The sequence below is a fragment of the Corynebacterium sp. 51B genome, from assembly GCF_008930785.1.
In the GTDB taxonomy this organism is placed as follows: domain Bacteria; phylum Actinomycetota; class Actinomycetes; order Mycobacteriales; family Mycobacteriaceae; genus Corynebacterium; species Corynebacterium megadyptis.
Genome location: NZ_PQMK01000007.1, coordinates 69,691 through 84,305, shown reverse-complemented (window position 1 = coordinate 84,305; position 14,615 = coordinate 69,691). Strand labels below are relative to the sequence as shown.

The 14,615-nt window shown below is 64.7% G+C and carries 15 protein-coding genes; 7 read left to right on the top strand and 8 right to left on the bottom strand.

Features of this window, described 5'->3' with window-relative positions:
* Positions 1–188: 188 nt before the first annotated feature.
* Positions 189–1,814 carry an acyl-CoA carboxylase subunit beta gene (locus GBB14_RS09050; protein WP_151529519.1) on the bottom strand — a complete coding sequence of 542 codons (1,626 nt, stop codon included), beginning with the start codon at positions 1,812–1,814 and terminating at the stop codon, positions 189–191.
* A 159-nt stretch (positions 1,815–1,973) separates the two neighbouring features.
* Here GBB14_RS09050 and GBB14_RS09045 point away from each other — a divergent pair, with 159 nt between their 5' ends.
* The 5 genes from GBB14_RS09045 (at position 1,974) to GBB14_RS09025 (ending at position 5,610) form a co-directional block, all read left to right on the top strand.
* Positions 1,974–2,768 (top strand): biotin--[acetyl-CoA-carboxylase] ligase, encoded by a 795-nt coding sequence (locus GBB14_RS09045; protein ID WP_151529517.1) that lies wholly within the window; start codon positions 1,974–1,976, stop codon positions 2,766–2,768.
* 14 nt (positions 2,769–2,782) lie between these two features.
* Positions 2,783–3,262, top strand: coding sequence for a hypothetical protein (locus tag GBB14_RS09040; RefSeq protein ID WP_151529516.1), 480 nt, complete (start codon positions 2,783–2,785; stop codon positions 3,260–3,262).
* 65 nt (positions 3,263–3,327) lie between these two features.
* The gene (locus GBB14_RS09035) at positions 3,328–4,542 is read left to right on the top strand and encodes a 5-(carboxyamino)imidazole ribonucleotide synthase (RefSeq protein ID WP_370451593.1); all 1,215 of its coding nucleotides are present in this window, start codon (positions 3,328–3,330) and stop codon (positions 4,540–4,542) included.
* 34 nt (positions 4,543–4,576) lie between these two features.
* Positions 4,577–5,074, top strand: a complete 498-nt coding sequence (gene purE, locus GBB14_RS09030) for a 5-(carboxyamino)imidazole ribonucleotide mutase (RefSeq protein ID WP_151529514.1) — start codon at positions 4,577–4,579, stop codon at positions 5,072–5,074.
* Positions 5,071–5,610, top strand: coding sequence for a YdcF family protein (locus GBB14_RS09025; protein ID WP_151529512.1), 540 nt, complete (start codon positions 5,071–5,073; stop codon positions 5,608–5,610). Before purE ends, GBB14_RS09025 begins: the two co-directional genes overlap by 4 nt.
* Here the strand turns inward: GBB14_RS09025 and GBB14_RS10700 are convergent.
* The 7 genes from GBB14_RS10700 to GBB14_RS08990 all read right to left on the bottom strand — a co-directional run bounded on the left by GBB14_RS10700 (position 5,518) and on the right by GBB14_RS08990 (position 12,485).
* A complete protein-coding gene (locus GBB14_RS10700; RefSeq protein WP_151529510.1) occupies positions 5,518–5,748 on the bottom strand; it encodes a hypothetical protein in 231 nt (76 codons plus the stop codon). The genes GBB14_RS09025 and GBB14_RS10700 overlap by 93 nt on opposite strands.
* A gap of 66 nt (positions 5,749–5,814) precedes the next feature.
* Positions 5,815–6,636, bottom strand: coding sequence for a carbohydrate ABC transporter permease (locus GBB14_RS09015; RefSeq protein WP_151529508.1), 822 nt, complete (start codon positions 6,634–6,636; stop codon positions 5,815–5,817).
* The gene (locus GBB14_RS09010; RefSeq protein ID WP_151529507.1) at positions 6,633–7,667 is read right to left on the bottom strand and encodes a carbohydrate ABC transporter permease; all 1,035 of its coding nucleotides are present in this window, start codon (positions 7,665–7,667) and stop codon (positions 6,633–6,635) included. The genes GBB14_RS09015 and GBB14_RS09010 overlap by 4 nt, the downstream gene beginning before the upstream one ends.
* A gap of 202 nt (positions 7,668–7,869) precedes the next feature.
* Positions 7,870–9,120, bottom strand: a complete 1,251-nt coding sequence (locus GBB14_RS09005) for an ABC transporter substrate-binding protein (RefSeq protein ID WP_151529505.1) — start codon at positions 9,118–9,120, stop codon at positions 7,870–7,872.
* 97 nt (positions 9,121–9,217) lie between these two features.
* A complete protein-coding gene (locus GBB14_RS09000) occupies positions 9,218–10,249 on the bottom strand; it encodes an ABC transporter ATP-binding protein (protein WP_151529503.1) in 1,032 nt (343 codons plus the stop codon).
* A gap of 84 nt (positions 10,250–10,333) precedes the next feature.
* Entirely contained in the window at positions 10,334–10,981 is a 648-nt protein-coding gene (locus GBB14_RS08995) for a TIGR03089 family protein (protein ID WP_151529502.1), read from the bottom strand.
* A gap of 10 nt (positions 10,982–10,991) precedes the next feature.
* Positions 10,992–12,485, bottom strand: a complete 1,494-nt coding sequence (locus GBB14_RS08990) for an LCP family protein (RefSeq protein ID WP_151529608.1) — start codon at positions 12,483–12,485, stop codon at positions 10,992–10,994.
* Between the two features lie 273 nt (positions 12,486–12,758).
* Between GBB14_RS08990 and rfbD the strand changes: the two genes are divergently transcribed.
* Both rfbD and GBB14_RS08980 read left to right on the top strand, forming a co-directional pair.
* Entirely contained in the window at positions 12,759–13,637 is an 879-nt protein-coding gene (rfbD, locus tag GBB14_RS08985; protein WP_151529500.1) for a dTDP-4-dehydrorhamnose reductase, read from the top strand.
* Positions 13,634–14,530, top strand: coding sequence for a glycosyltransferase family 2 protein (locus tag GBB14_RS08980; protein WP_151529499.1), 897 nt, complete (start codon positions 13,634–13,636; stop codon positions 14,528–14,530). The genes rfbD and GBB14_RS08980 overlap by 4 nt, the downstream gene beginning before the upstream one ends.
* The last annotated feature ends 85 nt before the right edge of the window (positions 14,531–14,615 follow it).

The following is a 14,615-nucleotide window of genomic DNA, read 5'->3' as shown; positions in this document are numbered from 1 at the left end:
GTGTTGAAGGCCACAATGTTGTCCAAAGCAGCCTTCATTTCAATTTTCACCGCAAAAATCCACATATACGGGGGTAGTGTTCGGTGGGAAAACCCCCACCTCGCCTCGGTATGAGGTGGGTATTTCCCTGAGATGAGGTGGGGGTATGGGGTGGTGGGATGGCGCCTCGCCACCCCGGCCGCGGGCCCTTAGAGCGGCATATTGCCGTGCTTGCGGGCGTGGCGATGCTCCACCTTGGAACGCAGCAGGCGCAGGTTGCGGATGATGGACTCGCGCGTTTCCGAGGGCAGGATGACGGCGTCGATAAGCCCGCGCTCGGCAGCCTGATAGGGGGTGAGGAAGTGGTCGTTGTACTCCCGCTCAAAGGATTCGATGAGCGCGGCCACGTCCTTGCCCTCGGCGGCTGCTGCGCTCAGCTCCTTGCGGTAGATGAAGCCCACCGCGCCGGCTGCGCCCATCACCGCGATCTCCGCAGTCGGCCACGCCAGGTTCAGATCGGCGCCGAGGCCCTTGGAGCCCATCACGCAATAGGCGCCGCCATAGGCTTTGCGCATGGTCACGGTGATCTTCGGCACGGTGGCCTCGCCATAGGCGTAGAGCAGCTTCGCGCCACGACGCAGAATGCCGCCATATTCTTGGGCCGCACCGGGCAGGAAGCCGGGCACATCCACCAGCATCACGATCGGGATATTGAAGCTATCGCAGGTGCGCACGAAGCGGGCGGCCTTCTCGGAGGAATCGATATCGAGGCAGCCGGCGAAATGCAGCGGCTGATTCGCCACGAATCCCACCGGCTGGCCATCGACGTGGCCGAAGGCGGTGACGACGCTCTCGGCACGATCGGCCTGGATCTCGAAGAAATCGGCGTCATCGGTGAGGGCGGAGATCACATCGCGCACATCGTAGGGAACGCTGGGGGCGTCCGGGATGATGGAATCGAGGGCCAGCTCCTCCACGCTCGGCAGCTCCGCGAGATCCACCGGTTCCTCCGGCGGGGCCTGGTCGCGGTTGTTATTCGGCAGATAGCGCAGCAGGTCCTGCACCCACTCGAGCGCATCCTCGTCTGAGGTGGCGGTGTAGTGGGTATTGCCGGCGGTGGACATGTGGGTGGAGGCGCCGCCCAGCTCCTCTTGGGTAATGAGCTCGCCGGTGACGGTCTTGATCACGTCCGGGCCGGTGACGAACATCTTGGAGCTTTCATCCACCATCACCACGAAGTCGGTGAGGGCGGGGGAGTAGGCGTTGCCGCCGGCGCAGGCGCCCATGATCACCGAGATCTGCGGCACCACGCCGGATGCCTGCACGTTCTGGTAGAAGGTCTGCGCAATGAGATCCAGCGAGACGGCGCCTTCTTGGATGCGGGCGCCCGCGCCCTCGTATAGGCCGATGAGGGGGCGGCCGGTGGTGGTGGCGAGTTCCATGATCTTGATCATCTTTTCGCCATAGACCTCTCCGAGGGCGCCGCCAAAGACCGCAGCATCCTGGGAGAAGACACAGACTTCCCGCCCGTCGATGGTGCCCCAGCCAGTGACAATGCCATCGGTGAGCGGCCGGCGTGCGTGCATGCCGAACTCGTGGGTGCGGTGGCGTGCCAGCTGATCGGTTTCCACAAAGGAGTTCTCATCCAGCAGGAAATCGAGGCGTTCCCGGGCGGTGAGGCGGCCTTGGTCGTGCCGCTTCTCAATGGGGCGGGTGCCCATGGGGGTGGCGGCTTCGGAACGCAGCTGTTTTAAGCTGGCGATCTTTTCGGCGGTGGTGGGGCGTCGATTCGGATCGGGGGGGGTGTCGGCGCGCAAAGGTGAGGAAATTGTCATGTTTGGGGATAGTAGAGCATTCTTTGTTTTGTGTCTAGAAATTTCGGGCATGTCGCCCAACTTTTTCCGTGTTCTCCCACACAGCCGCCGCAGCGAGCACTGTGCTGCGGTGGCCACAATCCGGTGCATAGGACGAATAAACGGCTACTCTTGGAGGGCATGAACGAGCGCAGACCAATTGATACGGCCCGACTCCACCAGCGTGTCGTGGGTCATGGTCCTTTTACGCACCTCTACTACACAGAAGAAACCGGTTCGACGAACACGGATCTCGCTCGGGCGGCCACCGAGGGCGCCCCCACCTGGTCCGCGGCGGTGACCGAATCCCAAACCGCCGGCAAGGGGCGCAAGAACCGCGTGTGGGTCACCCCGCCGTATTCTCAGGTCACCTTGTCTGTGTTATTCCGCCCCCACGGCTCCGCCCTCGCGCGGCTGGGAACAATGCCGCTGATGACAGGGCTGGCGCTTATCGACGCCTTGCGCGAGCACTCCATCAACGCCCAATTGAAGTGGCCCAATGATGTGCTGCTCAATGGCAAGAAGCTCTGCGGCATCCTCGGCGAAGCCGTCTCCTTGGGCGAGGAGCCGGCGCTGGTGATGGGCTTGGGCCTCAATGTTTCGCTCACCCAGGAGGAGCTGCCGGTGCCGCACGCCACCTCGCTCGAGCTAGAAGGCTATGAGGTAGACCGCACCGATCTCGTTGGCGATATTCTCTTGGCGCTGCATCACCGCCTCGGCCAGTGGGCGGCCGGAGTCATAAGCCCCATGGACGCCTACCGCGAGGTGTGCAGCTCTATTGGGCAGCAGGTGCGGGTGCATCTCTCGGAAACGCAGGTACTGGAGGGGGAGTGTGTGGGTGTGGGTGATGATGGCCGCATCCACGTGCGTGATACGGTCGGCGAGCTCCACCAGCTCTCCGCCGGCGATGTGGAGCACCTGCGGCTGAAGCGCTAGGCTGTGAGGCCACTATGACCATTGTGGACAACCGCGAGCGCTGCATCTTTGACGCCACCACCCCGGTGACAGGATTGACCTTCCCGGCGCTCGAACTCGTGCTGTGGACAGGGCTGGCGTGGATCGCCATCGGCTTTTTCGATCGCCTGCCCGGCAGCCCCGGCTATGAGCAGGTAAGCTATTTTCCCGCAGAAACCCGCGGGCTGGTGCTGCTGCTGTGGATACTGCTGGTGCTGTGGCGCTTCGTGCTGCCCGTGGTGCGCGCCCGTCGCCGCCGCTTCACGGTGACCACCCAGCGGGTAGTGGTGCGCGGGCCCGCCCTGCGCGCCCGTTCCCAGTCGATTGGGATGCGCTATATCTACCGGGCGAGCAAGCAGCGCGGCGCTGTGGTCCTCGAGGTAGCCGGTCAACCCCACCCCATGGTCTTTCGCGGGGTACCCAAGCCCAAGCAGGCGGTCAAGGCTATTAATTCCGTACTGGCGCAGCGGCGCTAGACGGGCGGTGGTTGGAGTGGCCTCAAATACCCAGCGGGGTCTTTGACCTCCTACACTGTGTATCTGTGACTACAGTGCAGCCAGCTAGCGAGAACATGTCCGCCCACGCCCCCGGCTTTCCGATCGTCGCCGTGATCGGCGATGGTCAGCTCGCCCGCATGATGCAGACGGCGGCCATCGAATTGGGGCAATCCTTGCGCGTGCTTGCCTCCCGCCCAGACTCCTCGGCCGCGCAAGTGGCCCACGATGTGTATATAGGCGACTACACTGATCTGGATGATCTCCGCGCGGTCTGCGCCGGCGCAGACGTGGTGACCTTCGATCACGAGCATGTGCCCAATGAGCACCAGCACACCCTCATCGGCGAGGGAGTCAATATCCAGCCCCGCCCCGAGGCGCTGGTCTACGCCCAAGACAAGCTGCTGCAGCGGCGCCACCTCAGCGAGCTGGGTGCACCCGTGCCCGACTTCGCCGCCATCACCAGTATCGCCGACGCCCGAGAGTTCTTCGCCCGCGTCAACGGCGCGGTATGCCTCAAGGCGCGCCGCGGCGGCTATGACGGCAAGGGCGTGTGGTTTGTCGATAGCGAAGAGGAACTGTGTGAACGCGTAGAGACACTGCTCGCCCAGGGCATTGACCTCATGGCCGAAACCAAGGTGGAGCTGCGCCGCGAGCTCTCGGCCATGGTGGCGCGCCGTCCCTCCGGCGAATGCGTGAGCTGGCCGGTGGTGGAATCGGTGCAAGAAAACGGGGTGTGTGCGCTGGCGGTTGCCCCGGCCCCTGGCCTCGATGAGAGCGTCGAGGCGCGCACCGCCGCGATGGCGCGCCGGGTGGCGGACACACTCGGAGTGACGGGGGTGCTGGCGGTGGAGCTCTTTGAAACCACCGCGGGCGAGATTTTTGTCAACGAGTTGGCCATGCGCCCCCATAACACTGGGCACTGGACCCAGGATGGCTGTGTGACTAGCCAATTCGAGCAGCATCTTCGCGCGGTGCTGGATATGCCGCTGGGGGCGACAACCCCCACCGCCGGCTACACGGTGATGGCCAACATCCTCGGCGGCGAGGAGGATCCAGGGCTCAGCTCGGCCGAGCGACAGGCTGAGGTGTGGAAGCGCTATCCCCAGGCCAAGATTCACCTGTATGGCAAGGGCTATCGCCCGGGGCGCAAGATCGGGCACGTCAATCTCAGTGGCGAAGGCGATGTGGACGCCCTGCGCGCCGATGCGCGCGCCGCCGCCTATTTCATGGTTCATGCACACTGGCCCTCACAGTCGTGAGCGCCCGCGAGCGGATGATCGAAGGAGAAAAAGAATGCAGCCAGTAGTTGGAATTATCATGGGCTCGGACTCGGACTGGCCCACCGTGGAGCCTGCCGCGGAGATCCTCGCCGAGTTCGGAGTGCCTTTCGAGGTGGGCGTGGTCTCGGCGCACCGCACCCCGGAGCGGATGCTGGACTATGCTCGCGAGGCCCACACCCGCGGCCTGAAGTGCATCATCGCCTGCGCCGGCGGGGCCGCGCACCTGCCCGGCATGGTGGCTGCGGCCACTCCTTTGCCGGTGATCGGCATTCCGCGGGCGCTGCAGGATCTCGATGGCATGGATTCGCTGCTGTCGATCGTGCAGATGCCCGGCGGCGTACCGGTGGCCACCGTCTCCATCGGCGGGGCGAAAAACGCCGGCCTGCTCGCCGTGCGGATGCTCTCTGCTGGCGATTCCTCCCTGCTGGAGAAGATGGTGGACTACCAGGAGAATATGAAAAACGAGGTCTTGGAAAAAGACCGCGCCCTGCAGAAGAAGCTGCTCGGGTGAGTCCCCAGCCGCGGCCTGTGGTGGTGCTGGGCGCCAGCGTGGAGCATGCCCAGCCGCGCCGCCCCCTCGAGCGGCGGCTGCGTGCGGCCCTCGTGCCTGGTCGTGCAGCAATCGCCCGCGGGGACGTGGTGGTGGTGACCGGCCGCGATGAGGCGCCGGTAATGGCGCAGTGGCTGGTGGAGCACGGCATCGAGCGGGCCTCGATCGTGATGGAAGGCCGGGCGGAATCCACCAATGAGAATCTGGAGCACGTGCGCGAGCTGCTACGGGAGCACTATGGGCGAGAGGACATCCGCTATGTGGTGGTCTCGAATCGCTTCCATCTGCCCCGCATCCGGCTGTGGGCGTGGCATCACGGCTACGCGGTAGAGACGATTGGGGCGCCCACTCCCTTCCCCGAGGTGCTGTGGTTATGCCTGCGGGAAGCGGGGGCGCTGGCGCATTCAGCGCTGCGTATCGTCTGGCGGAAGCTGAAACCTATTCTGGCCGCTGCGCCACAGGGCCACCGTGGCGATCACCAACACGAGGGCCAGTAGCGCCGGCCATACCTCCGGCTCGGGGCGGAGAATATTAGCCACCGCCTGCGCCACGGCGACTGCGGCGAACGTGCCGCAGAACCCCACGAGCGCCTCCCACACCAATTTCTTGCGCCTCATCTCACTCGACTGCGACATAGTGGCGATCCCTCCTCGAGCAGTGGATGTGTCTATTCTCCGCGGCCCATCTTATCGGCCGGCGGTTTAGCCCTTCACGCCGCCGGCGGTGAGGCCGGCAACGATGCGGCGCTGGAATACCAGCACCATGATCACCAGCGGCACAGTCACCAATGCGCCGGCGGCCATGATGGCCGCGTAAGGGTACTCGAACGCCGAGGGCCCAGAGAAGCGGGCGATGGCGACCGTCACCGGCTCGGTGCTGGTGGTGGAGAGCTGCTTGGACAGCATGAACTCGTTCCAGGTGGCGATGAAGGCGAGGATCGCGGTGGTAAATAGCGCCGGTGCGGCCAGCGGCAAGAGCACGGTGCGGAAGGCCTGGCCGCGGCTGGCGCCGTCGACGCGGGCCGCCTCCTCGAGCTCCCAGGGCAGCTGTTGGAAGAAGGAGACGAGGGTGTAGATGGTCAGCGGCAGCGCAAAGGAGATATTCGGGATAATCAGCGCCCGGTAGGTGCCGATCCAACCGAGATCGCCGAAGAGCTGGAAGAGCGGAGTCACCAACGCGATACCGGGAAACATGGAGGCGGCCAGCACGATACCGGTGACAAAGCCCTTGGCGGGAAAGTCGAGCCGCGCCAAGGCATAAGCGGTGAACACGCCCACCATCACGGCCAGCACGGTGGTGACGATGCCAATGAGCAAGGAATTGCCGATGGCGCCGAGAAAGTCATTGCCCTTATCGGTGGCCAGGGCGTCGCGGAAGTTATCTAAGGTGACGTGGGTGGGCCACGGGGTGGTGTCGAAGGTGTGGGAGCTATCGCGCAGCGCGGTCACGAGCATCCAGTAGAAGGGGGCCAGCCCCCACACCAGAATCAGGATCACGCCGATATAGTTGCGCAGTGCTTTCATCGCTGGGCCTCCTTCAGCTGCAGCGGGGCATCCACCGCGGGCAGGGCCACGGTAGACGAGGGGAGTGCATCATCGTCATCGGTTGCGCGTTCGTCCTGGGTGGCACTGCGGTTGACGTCGGCGCCGAGGAAACGAATCATGATGAACGCGACGGCGAAGATGAGCAGGAAGATCAAGGTGGACAACGCCGAGGCGGAGTTGAAGTTATTTTGCCGCAGGTCCTCCACCACCAGCTGCGAGATCGTCGCGGTGGGGGAGTTGGAGGACGCCGAGATCATAATGACCGGCAAGTCATACATGCGCAGGGTGTCCAGGGTGCGGAAAAGCACCGCCACCATCAGCGCCGGCCGGACCAGCGGTAGGGTGATCTGGCGGAAAATCTGCCAGGAATTCGCGCCATCGACCTTGGCGGCCTCGTAGACCTCCTTCGGGATCATCTGCAGCCCAGCCAGGATCAGCAACGCCATAAACGGAGTGGTTTTCCACACGTCGGCGACGATCACTGCGAAACGCGCCGCCCAGGGATCAGTGGTCCACGCGACGTCGTGGCCCAGCAGGGAGTTAATCACCCCGTGCGGGGCGAAGATGAACTGCCACAGCTTCGCGGTAACCGCCGTGGGGATCGCCCACGGGATGAGCACGGCGGCACGCAGCAGGGCGCGGCCCTTGAACTCGCGGTTCATCACGATCGCCATCCACATGCCCAGGACCACCTCGATGCTCACAGCCACCACGGTGAAAAAGAGCGTCACCCACACTGCCGGCCAGAAGTCGGAGGAGATCACGCCGGACGGGCAGGTGCTGATGGTGCCATCCGGCTGCATGCAGCGCTGGGTGAGCCAGTACAGGTAGTGATCGACACCGGCGAAGCCGCCATCAACGAACACGCCCGTGGTGGGATCGAGCTTTTTATCCTGCTGGAACGACAACCAGATGGCGCGCACGATCGGATAGCCGATCACGATCGCCAGCACGGTCATGGCCGGCGCGATGAGAAACGCGGCCTGCCGCCGTTGCTTCAACCTTTCCATCAGCTGCTACTCGCTTCCTTGGTATCGGGTGCAGTGGAGCATTCTTTTTGTCTCTTCTCTCAATCTAGCGCCAGCGCTCTCTCAGTGAGGCGTGCTCGCCCCCGCTGGCAGGGAGGGCGACGTCGATAAGCGCAGAAAACCCACTGCCCCGAGAAACAGGACAGTGGGTCGATGAGCCGGCGCGATGGCGCAGCGCCAGGGACTAACGCGAGGCGTTGGTGATGGCGGCGGACATCGACTCGGTGGCCTCGTCCACCGTGACGTCACCCTTGAGGGCGGCGGTGGCGTTGTTCTGGATGGCCTTAGACACGGCGGTGTAGAAGGGGGTCACCGGGCGCGGCTTGGCGTTTTCCAAAGACTCCTTGAGCGCGGGCAGGTAGGGGAACTCCTCAACCAGGGCCTCGTCATCGTAGATGGAGGCCAGCACCGGCGGGAAGGACTGCGCGGCGAAGCTCTTCTGATTCTCCTCGGAGACGATGAACTCCATGAAGTCCTTTGCGGTGGCCTTGTGCTCGGAGTTGATGTTGATGGCGTTGTTGTAGCCGCCCAGCGCGGACACGCCCACGCCGTCCTTGCCCACCAGGGGCTGGACCTCGAACTTGCCGGAGGTGGCCTCCGAGTCCTCGGCGTTGCGGTACATGTACGGCCAGTTCACCGCGTAGGCGGTGGTGCCCTCGGTGAAGGCCAGGTTGGTCTCCTCCTCGGTGGTGGCCAGGGCGTTCTTGGCAATCACGCCATTCTTATAGGCGTCCACCATGGCCTGCAGGCCGGCGCGGGACTCTTCGGACTCCACTGCGGGGGTGCCGTCCTCGTTGAGCACCTCGCCGCCCCAGCCGTGAATGAACGCGGAGGTATTGACGGTCAGGCCCTCATACTCCTTGAGCTGGATAGTCAGGCACTCCTTGTCCGAGACCTCCTCGCAGGAATTGGCCAGATCTTCCCAGGTTTCCGGGGCGTCCTTGACCAGCTCGGTATTGCGGTAGAGCAGCTGGGCGTTGGTGTTCTGCGGCAAGGCGTAGAGAGTGCCGCCATAGGTGGCGGACTCCACGGTGGCCTCCAAGAGGCCATCGGTGTCTACCTCGAGGTCATCGGTGAGCGGAGCCAGCCATTGATTGGCGGCGAAGTCTGCGGTCCACACCACATCGAGGGCCATCACATCGAAATCCGAGTTGCCGGCTTGCAGCGACTGCACTAGGGTGTCGCGCTGCGCATCGGCCTCGCCGGCCAGCTCAGAGAGGGTAACCTGCTCGTCCGGGTGCTCGGCATTCCAGGCCTCGATAATGGGCGTGATCTTATCGGTGTCGTTCTTACCCATCGCGAAGGTGATGGGGCCACGGCCATCGGCGTTGTCCACCTCGGGGGCTTCGGCGCTACCACCGTCAGAGGAACACGCGGTGAAGGCCAGCGCGGTTGCCGCGAGTACCGCGGCGGTGGACATGCGGGAAGTCGACATATAAAACTCCTTGGGTACTGTGAACAACTTCCCTCAAATGTAGTGACCCGCAGACACCCTGCGGGAGACTTGTGTAGTCAATCACCCCTAAAGAGGGCTATGTGATGCGACCGCCAGTCTCCACATCGAAGTAGTGGGCCTTGGCGAGGTCGAGCTCCACGGTGATCTGTGTATCGCGGCCGATGGGCTCGCCATCGTGGCGCACCGCGAGCCGCACCTCGGGGCTGGAGATCAGATGCCCGTAGAGGTAGGTGCTGGAGCCGAGCACCTCCACCAGATCCACCACGATCTCCACCGGGGCCCAGTGGCCTGGGCGCTGCTCACCCGGCACCGCGACGTGCGCATCCTCGGGGCGAATACCCAGCATGACCCGCCCGCGCTGCGGATCGGAGATCTCGATGAGGTTCATCGAGGGCGAGCCAATAAACCCGGCCACAAAAGCATTCGCCGGCTCGCTATACAGCTCCTGCGGGGTAGCGACCTGCTGCAAGATGCCCTCATTGAGCACCGCCACCCGATCAGCCATGGTCATGGCCTCCACCTGGTCATGGGTGACATATACGGTGGTGGTGCCGAGCGTGCGCTGCAGGGCAGAGAGCTGGCTGCGGGTCTGCACGCGCAGCTTGGCATCGAGATTCGACAAAGGCTCATCCATGAGAAAGACCTGGGGCTCGCGCACGATGGCGCGGCCCATCGCCACCCGCTGGCGCTGGCCACCGGAGAGGTCCTTGGGGCGGCGATCCAGTAGTCCATCCAGATCCAAAAGCTGTGCCGCGCGCTCCACCCGCTCGGTGATCTCCGCCTTGCTGTGCTTGGCGAGCTTCAGCGAAAAGCCCATATTCTCCCGCACGCTCATGGTGGGGTAGAGCGCATAGTTTTGAAAGACCATGGCGATATCGCGTTCCGCCGGATCCATGCTGCTCACATCCTGCTCCCCGATGAGGATGGAGCCGGAGCTAATCGCCTCCAAACCGGCCAAGGCCCGCAGGGTGGTGGACTTACCACAGCCCGAAGGGCCCACGAGCACCAAGAACTCGCCGTCGACGATCTCGAGGTCGAGATGACTCACCGAGGGCCGGGGCGCGCCGGGGTAGGTGATGGAGACATCGTTGAAACGCACAGAAGCCATGGCTTATATCCTAGGGCCAGCGCGCCCCGAAAAGGCAGGGCCTATAGAAGTGGGCCCACACAAGCGGGCCCACACCGCAGAGATTCAGGACGCCTCGGGGGAATCGAGCAGCGCCTTCTCGGCGGCGGCGATCTCTGCCAGGCGCTCCGCGGGGGCGCCACCCGCTACGACGACGGCGCTGCCCCCGGCACCGATCGCCGCGAGGGCGCGGTCATCCGCAGCGGGGTCCTCGCCGCGCAGCAGGATGCGCGCGGCCGTGCCCTCGGGATAGAGCTGCGCCAAAGGCTGGGTGGGGTGCGGGAAGTGATCGCCGTGCAGGCGCACCTCCGCGCCGAGATCGAGGGCCTCGCCGATGTCGAGGCCGCATTCGGCGGCGGAGCGGCCGAAGCCATCGATGGTCACGGCAATGAGCTCGCGGTCCTCCGCGCTATCCAGCCGCGTGGAGTCCTGGAAGAGCACCTCGCTCTCAGCATCTGCCGCATCCGCCACGGTGAGCTGGGCGGCCGCCGCCCCGAGCAGCAGCACCAGGCGTTGCCAGGAGCTATCGACGTCGATGGCGATGCTCTCCCCAGGGCTGAGATCCAGCTCCTCGATGAGGAAGTTTCCCATCTTGGCGGCCCAGTTATCGAGGGTGAGCGCCGAGAAATCCATGCGGAATCCGCGGGCTTCATCGTAGAAGGTCAATACGGGGGCGCTGGGGGCGTCGCGGTGCGCGTCGAAAAGCGTGAGCATGCACCCTAACCTAGTTGACGCAGCGCGGGCCGTCGCCGCCGGCATCGAGCGTAGGGGAGAGCTGAGAATCATCCAGCTCGGTGCCCGGCTCGCCGATGACCTCGGTGGACTCGCTTTCTACAGGGGCGTTTTCATCCTTTGGTCCGATGTAGTCAGTGTGCACAACCACCACGACGCTGCCTGGGTTGAGAGTGGGTGAGGAGGTCACAGGCACCCCGCCGAGCTTATCGGCGAGGGCGAGGGCGGCCGGATTCTGCGGATCGGCGGCCACCACCTGGGAGTAGGTGTACAGCCCTGCCGGGGCGTTGCCGATCTCGCCCATGGTGTAGCCATCATTCTTCAGCGCCCCACCCACCTGCGCGGCGAGGCCGGTGGTGGTGGTGGAGTTGAGGACGGTGACGTCCGTGATCGCGCTGGGGCCGGTGTTATCGGCAGCCGCGCCCTCGCTATCCTCGCGATCCTTCGGGCCGTCCGTGGACTCCTGGCCGTCCTGCTCATCGCGGTTGAGGAGGCGATCAAAGTACTCGTGTACCTCGGTGCGATCCACGGTCACCACCGACTCGCCATAGTCGCCCACGCCGTCGATGCTGGTGACGGGGATGGTTTCAAAGAGCACATTGCCGCCGGCCAGATCCTGTAGCTGGGTGGCGAAGCTCATGATGTCCCAGTCCTCGTCGATGATCACCGAACGGGTGACGGCATCGCCCATCTGGTTCAGCTTGGAGGGGCTGGTGAGCGTGTTGGTTTTCAAAGCGGTCTGCACCAGCGAGGCCATATAGGCCTGCTGGCGCACAATGCGGTCCAGGTCGCCGCGGGGCAGGCCGTGGCGCTGACGCACGAAGGCCAGGGCCTCTTTGCCGCTGAGGGTCTGGCGGCCGGCGGGGAAATCCGCACCGGAGAACTTGTCATAGGTGGCCTCGTTCAGGCACACCTCCACGCCGCCGACAGCGTCGGTGAGCAGCACGAAGCCGAGCAGGCCCACCTCCGCGTAGTGATCTACGGTAATGCCGGTGAGATCCGCGATAGCGTTAATCAGACCCTTGCGGCCGGCGTCTTTGGATTGGCGGGCAATCTGCTGCTGATCGCTCATGCCCTCGCTGTTCAGGCGCTCAACTTCCTTGGCCTTGTGCGCGGCAAAGACACCATTGATCTTGAGGTTGCCGAACTCGCCATCATGAACATAGGTATCGCGCGGAATGGAGATGGCGGTGGCGGAGGAGCCATCGGAGGGCACGCGCACCACCATGATGGTGTCGGTGTTGTCGTTTTGCTCATCACCGGCGTGCAGCATGTCGATCTCCTCGGGGGAGAGCGAGTTGCCCTGGGCGTCGGTGCGGGAGTCAGAGCCGACGAGTAAAATATCGGTGGCGCCGTCGCTGGGGGTATCCGAGCCGAGGCCGAGCGCAAGGTTGCCCGCGCTGGCCACATCCGAGCCGATCCGTCCCACGGAGAAGTAGCCGAGGCCAGAAATGGTCAGCACCATCACCGACAGCACCGCAACCATGGCCCGCCACCCTTTGGGGCCGGCCTGCTGCAGCTCGACGCCCGCTTTGGGGGCAGGGCTGATGTCGCGAACATAGCGTTGACGGTTCGAGCCTGACACGGGTGCTACACGCTCCTGACTGTGGCGCAACAAGGATCTGCTCCGCAGCGGGGTGCCGCGTGCGGACTGTGCTGCGGAGCGCTACGGATACCCGCTGCGCCGACAGCATATGAGATTCTAGTGACAAAGCACCAACAATTCCTAGACGCCGCCCGCCAATTCCCAAGGACACTCATGCGTATTACCGTCACCGGCGCCGGGGGCCAGCTTGGCCGCGCCCTCCGTCTCACCTGCCCAGCCGAGCGCCGCGAGCACCTCACCTGGCTCAGCCGTAGTGAGCTGGACATCACCTCCCCGCAGCAGTGTGCGCTTATCGACGCCGACCTCATCATCAACACCGCCGCCTTCACCGATGTGGACGGCGCGGAGACCCAGCCCGCCGCGGCTGCGGCCGGCAATACCCGCGGCCCCCAGCTGCTCGCCGAGCATGCCGCCCGCACCGGGGCCTTCGTGGTGCATGTGAGCACCGATTATGTGATGGGAGCCGGGGCGGCGCCCGCCCCGCAGCCGGCGCCGGAGGATGCGCCCTGCCATCCAGAGACGGTGTATGGGCGCACCAAACTCGCCGGGGAGCAGGCCATCGCCGCCAGTGGCGCCGCCGCCACGGTGGTACGCACCGCGTGGGTGTATTCGGGGCAGGTGCTGCCCGAGGCCCGCGATTTCGTCTCGACGATGCTGCGCTTAGAGCGCGAGCACGACACGCTGACCGTGGTGGATGACCAATGGGGCAATCCCACCTTCGTTCTTGATCTGGCGCGAGGCCTGTGGGAGATCGTCGATAAGCATGAACAGGGCCAGCCCCTACCGCAGGTGCTGCATTGTGTGGGCGGCGGCGAGGCCGTGACATGGTGCACCCTGGCCCGCGAGATTTTCCGTGCCGTGGGGGCTGATCCGGCGCGGGTGAAGGCCGTGGACTCCAGTGCCTATCCGCGCCCGGCCCGCCGGCCCCATAATTCGGCCTTGGGGACGCGGGCGTGGGAGCGCGCCGGGTTGACCCCGCTACCGGAGTGGCGCAGCGGGGTGCGCCGTGCGGTGAGCGGTAGCATGGAGTGATTGTGGATACCAATGCTCTAGCCATCATCACCGTGACCTATTCTCCTGGCCGTCACCTGCGGGAGTTCCTCGATTCCATCCCCGCGGCCACGTCCCGGCCGGTGCGCGTGGTCATGGCAGATAATGGCTCCCGCGATGGTGCCCCCGAGGCGGCCGAGCGGGACTATGACTGCGCGGAATTTCTGCCCACCGGCGGCAACGTGGGCTATGGACATGCCATCAATATTGCCGCCCAGCACCTCCAGGCCGCGCGGGCGGCGGGGGAGGTGGATCCGCGTTATCTGCTCGTGGTCAATCCCGATGTGGTGTTTAGCCCCGGCAGCATCGATACGCTCGTGACTACTGCGGCCACCTGGCAGGGTTCGGTGGGGTCGGTGGGGCCGTATATTAAGGAGCCCGATGGTTCTGCGTATCCTTCCGCCCGCGCCGTGCCCACGCTCGGGGTGGGTATTGGGCACGCACTATTAGGCGGGGTGTGGAAGAACAACCCGTGGTCCCGCCGCTACCGCAATGATGCGGATATGAGCACCGCCCACACTGCCGGTTGGCTCTCTGGTTCCTGCCTGCTGCTCAACTGGGAGGCCTTCGACGCCATTGGCGGCTTCGATGAACGCTATTTCATGTACATGGAAGATGTGGATCTCGGAGATCGTTTGGGTCGGGCCGGATATGAGAATGTCTTTGAACCCGCCGCCGTGATCACCCACGCCAAGGGGCATGTGGCCGATCGGGACCCCGGCCGGTTGCTGCCCGCACACCACGAATCCGCCTATCGTTTCCAGGCGGATCGCTATCCCAAGGCCTATCACCTGCCGCTGCGCGTGGCTCTGAAAGTGGGGCTGAAGCTGCGGGAGATTCTCGCCGTGGCGCGGGCGCGCCGCAGCGCAGACTAGCCGCGCGCGGTGGCTGCCGCCTGCAGCGAGGAGCGCTGCTGGCGGGGCGGATGGCGGTGCCGCGCCCTGTGAACAGCACCACCGA

What these genes read in the sequence shown, in the direction of transcription:
- GBB14_RS08995 (WP_151529502.1), bottom strand. Translation starts at nt 10,981, where the DNA reads ATGCTCACGCTTTTCGACGCGCACCGCGACGCCCCCAGCGCCCCCGTA.
- GBB14_RS09005 (WP_151529505.1), bottom strand. Translation starts at nt 9,120, where the DNA reads ATGTCGACTTCCCGCATGTCCACCGCCGCGGTACTCGCGGCAACCGCG.
- GBB14_RS09010 (WP_151529507.1), bottom strand. Translation starts at nt 7,667, where the DNA reads ATGGAAAGGTTGAAGCAACGGCGGCAGGCCGCGTTTCTCATCGCGCCG.
- GBB14_RS09050 (WP_151529519.1), bottom strand. Translation starts at nt 1,814, where the DNA reads ATGACAATTTCCTCACCTTTGCGCGCCGACACCCCCCCCGATCCGAAT.
- GBB14_RS10700 (WP_151529510.1), bottom strand. Translation starts at nt 5,748, where the DNA reads ATGTCGCAGTCGAGTGAGATGAGGCGCAAGAAATTGGTGTGGGAGGCG.
- GBB14_RS09040 (WP_151529516.1), top strand. Translation starts at nt 2,783, where the DNA reads ATGACCATTGTGGACAACCGCGAGCGCTGCATCTTTGACGCCACCACC.
- GBB14_RS09015 (WP_151529508.1), bottom strand. Translation starts at nt 6,636, where the DNA reads ATGAAAGCACTGCGCAACTATATCGGCGTGATCCTGATTCTGGTGTGG.
- GBB14_RS09045 (WP_151529517.1), top strand. Translation starts at nt 1,974, where the DNA reads ATGAACGAGCGCAGACCAATTGATACGGCCCGACTCCACCAGCGTGTC.
- purE (WP_151529514.1), top strand. Translation starts at nt 4,577, where the DNA reads ATGCAGCCAGTAGTTGGAATTATCATGGGCTCGGACTCGGACTGGCCC.
- rfbD (WP_151529500.1), top strand. Translation starts at nt 12,759, where the DNA reads ATGCGTATTACCGTCACCGGCGCCGGGGGCCAGCTTGGCCGCGCCCTC.
- GBB14_RS09000 (WP_151529503.1), bottom strand. Translation starts at nt 10,249, where the DNA reads ATGGCTTCTGTGCGTTTCAACGATGTCTCCATCACCTACCCCGGCGCG.
- GBB14_RS08990 (WP_151529608.1), bottom strand. Translation starts at nt 12,485, where the DNA reads ATGGTTGCGGTGCTGTCGGTGATGGTGCTGACCATTTCTGGCCTCGGC.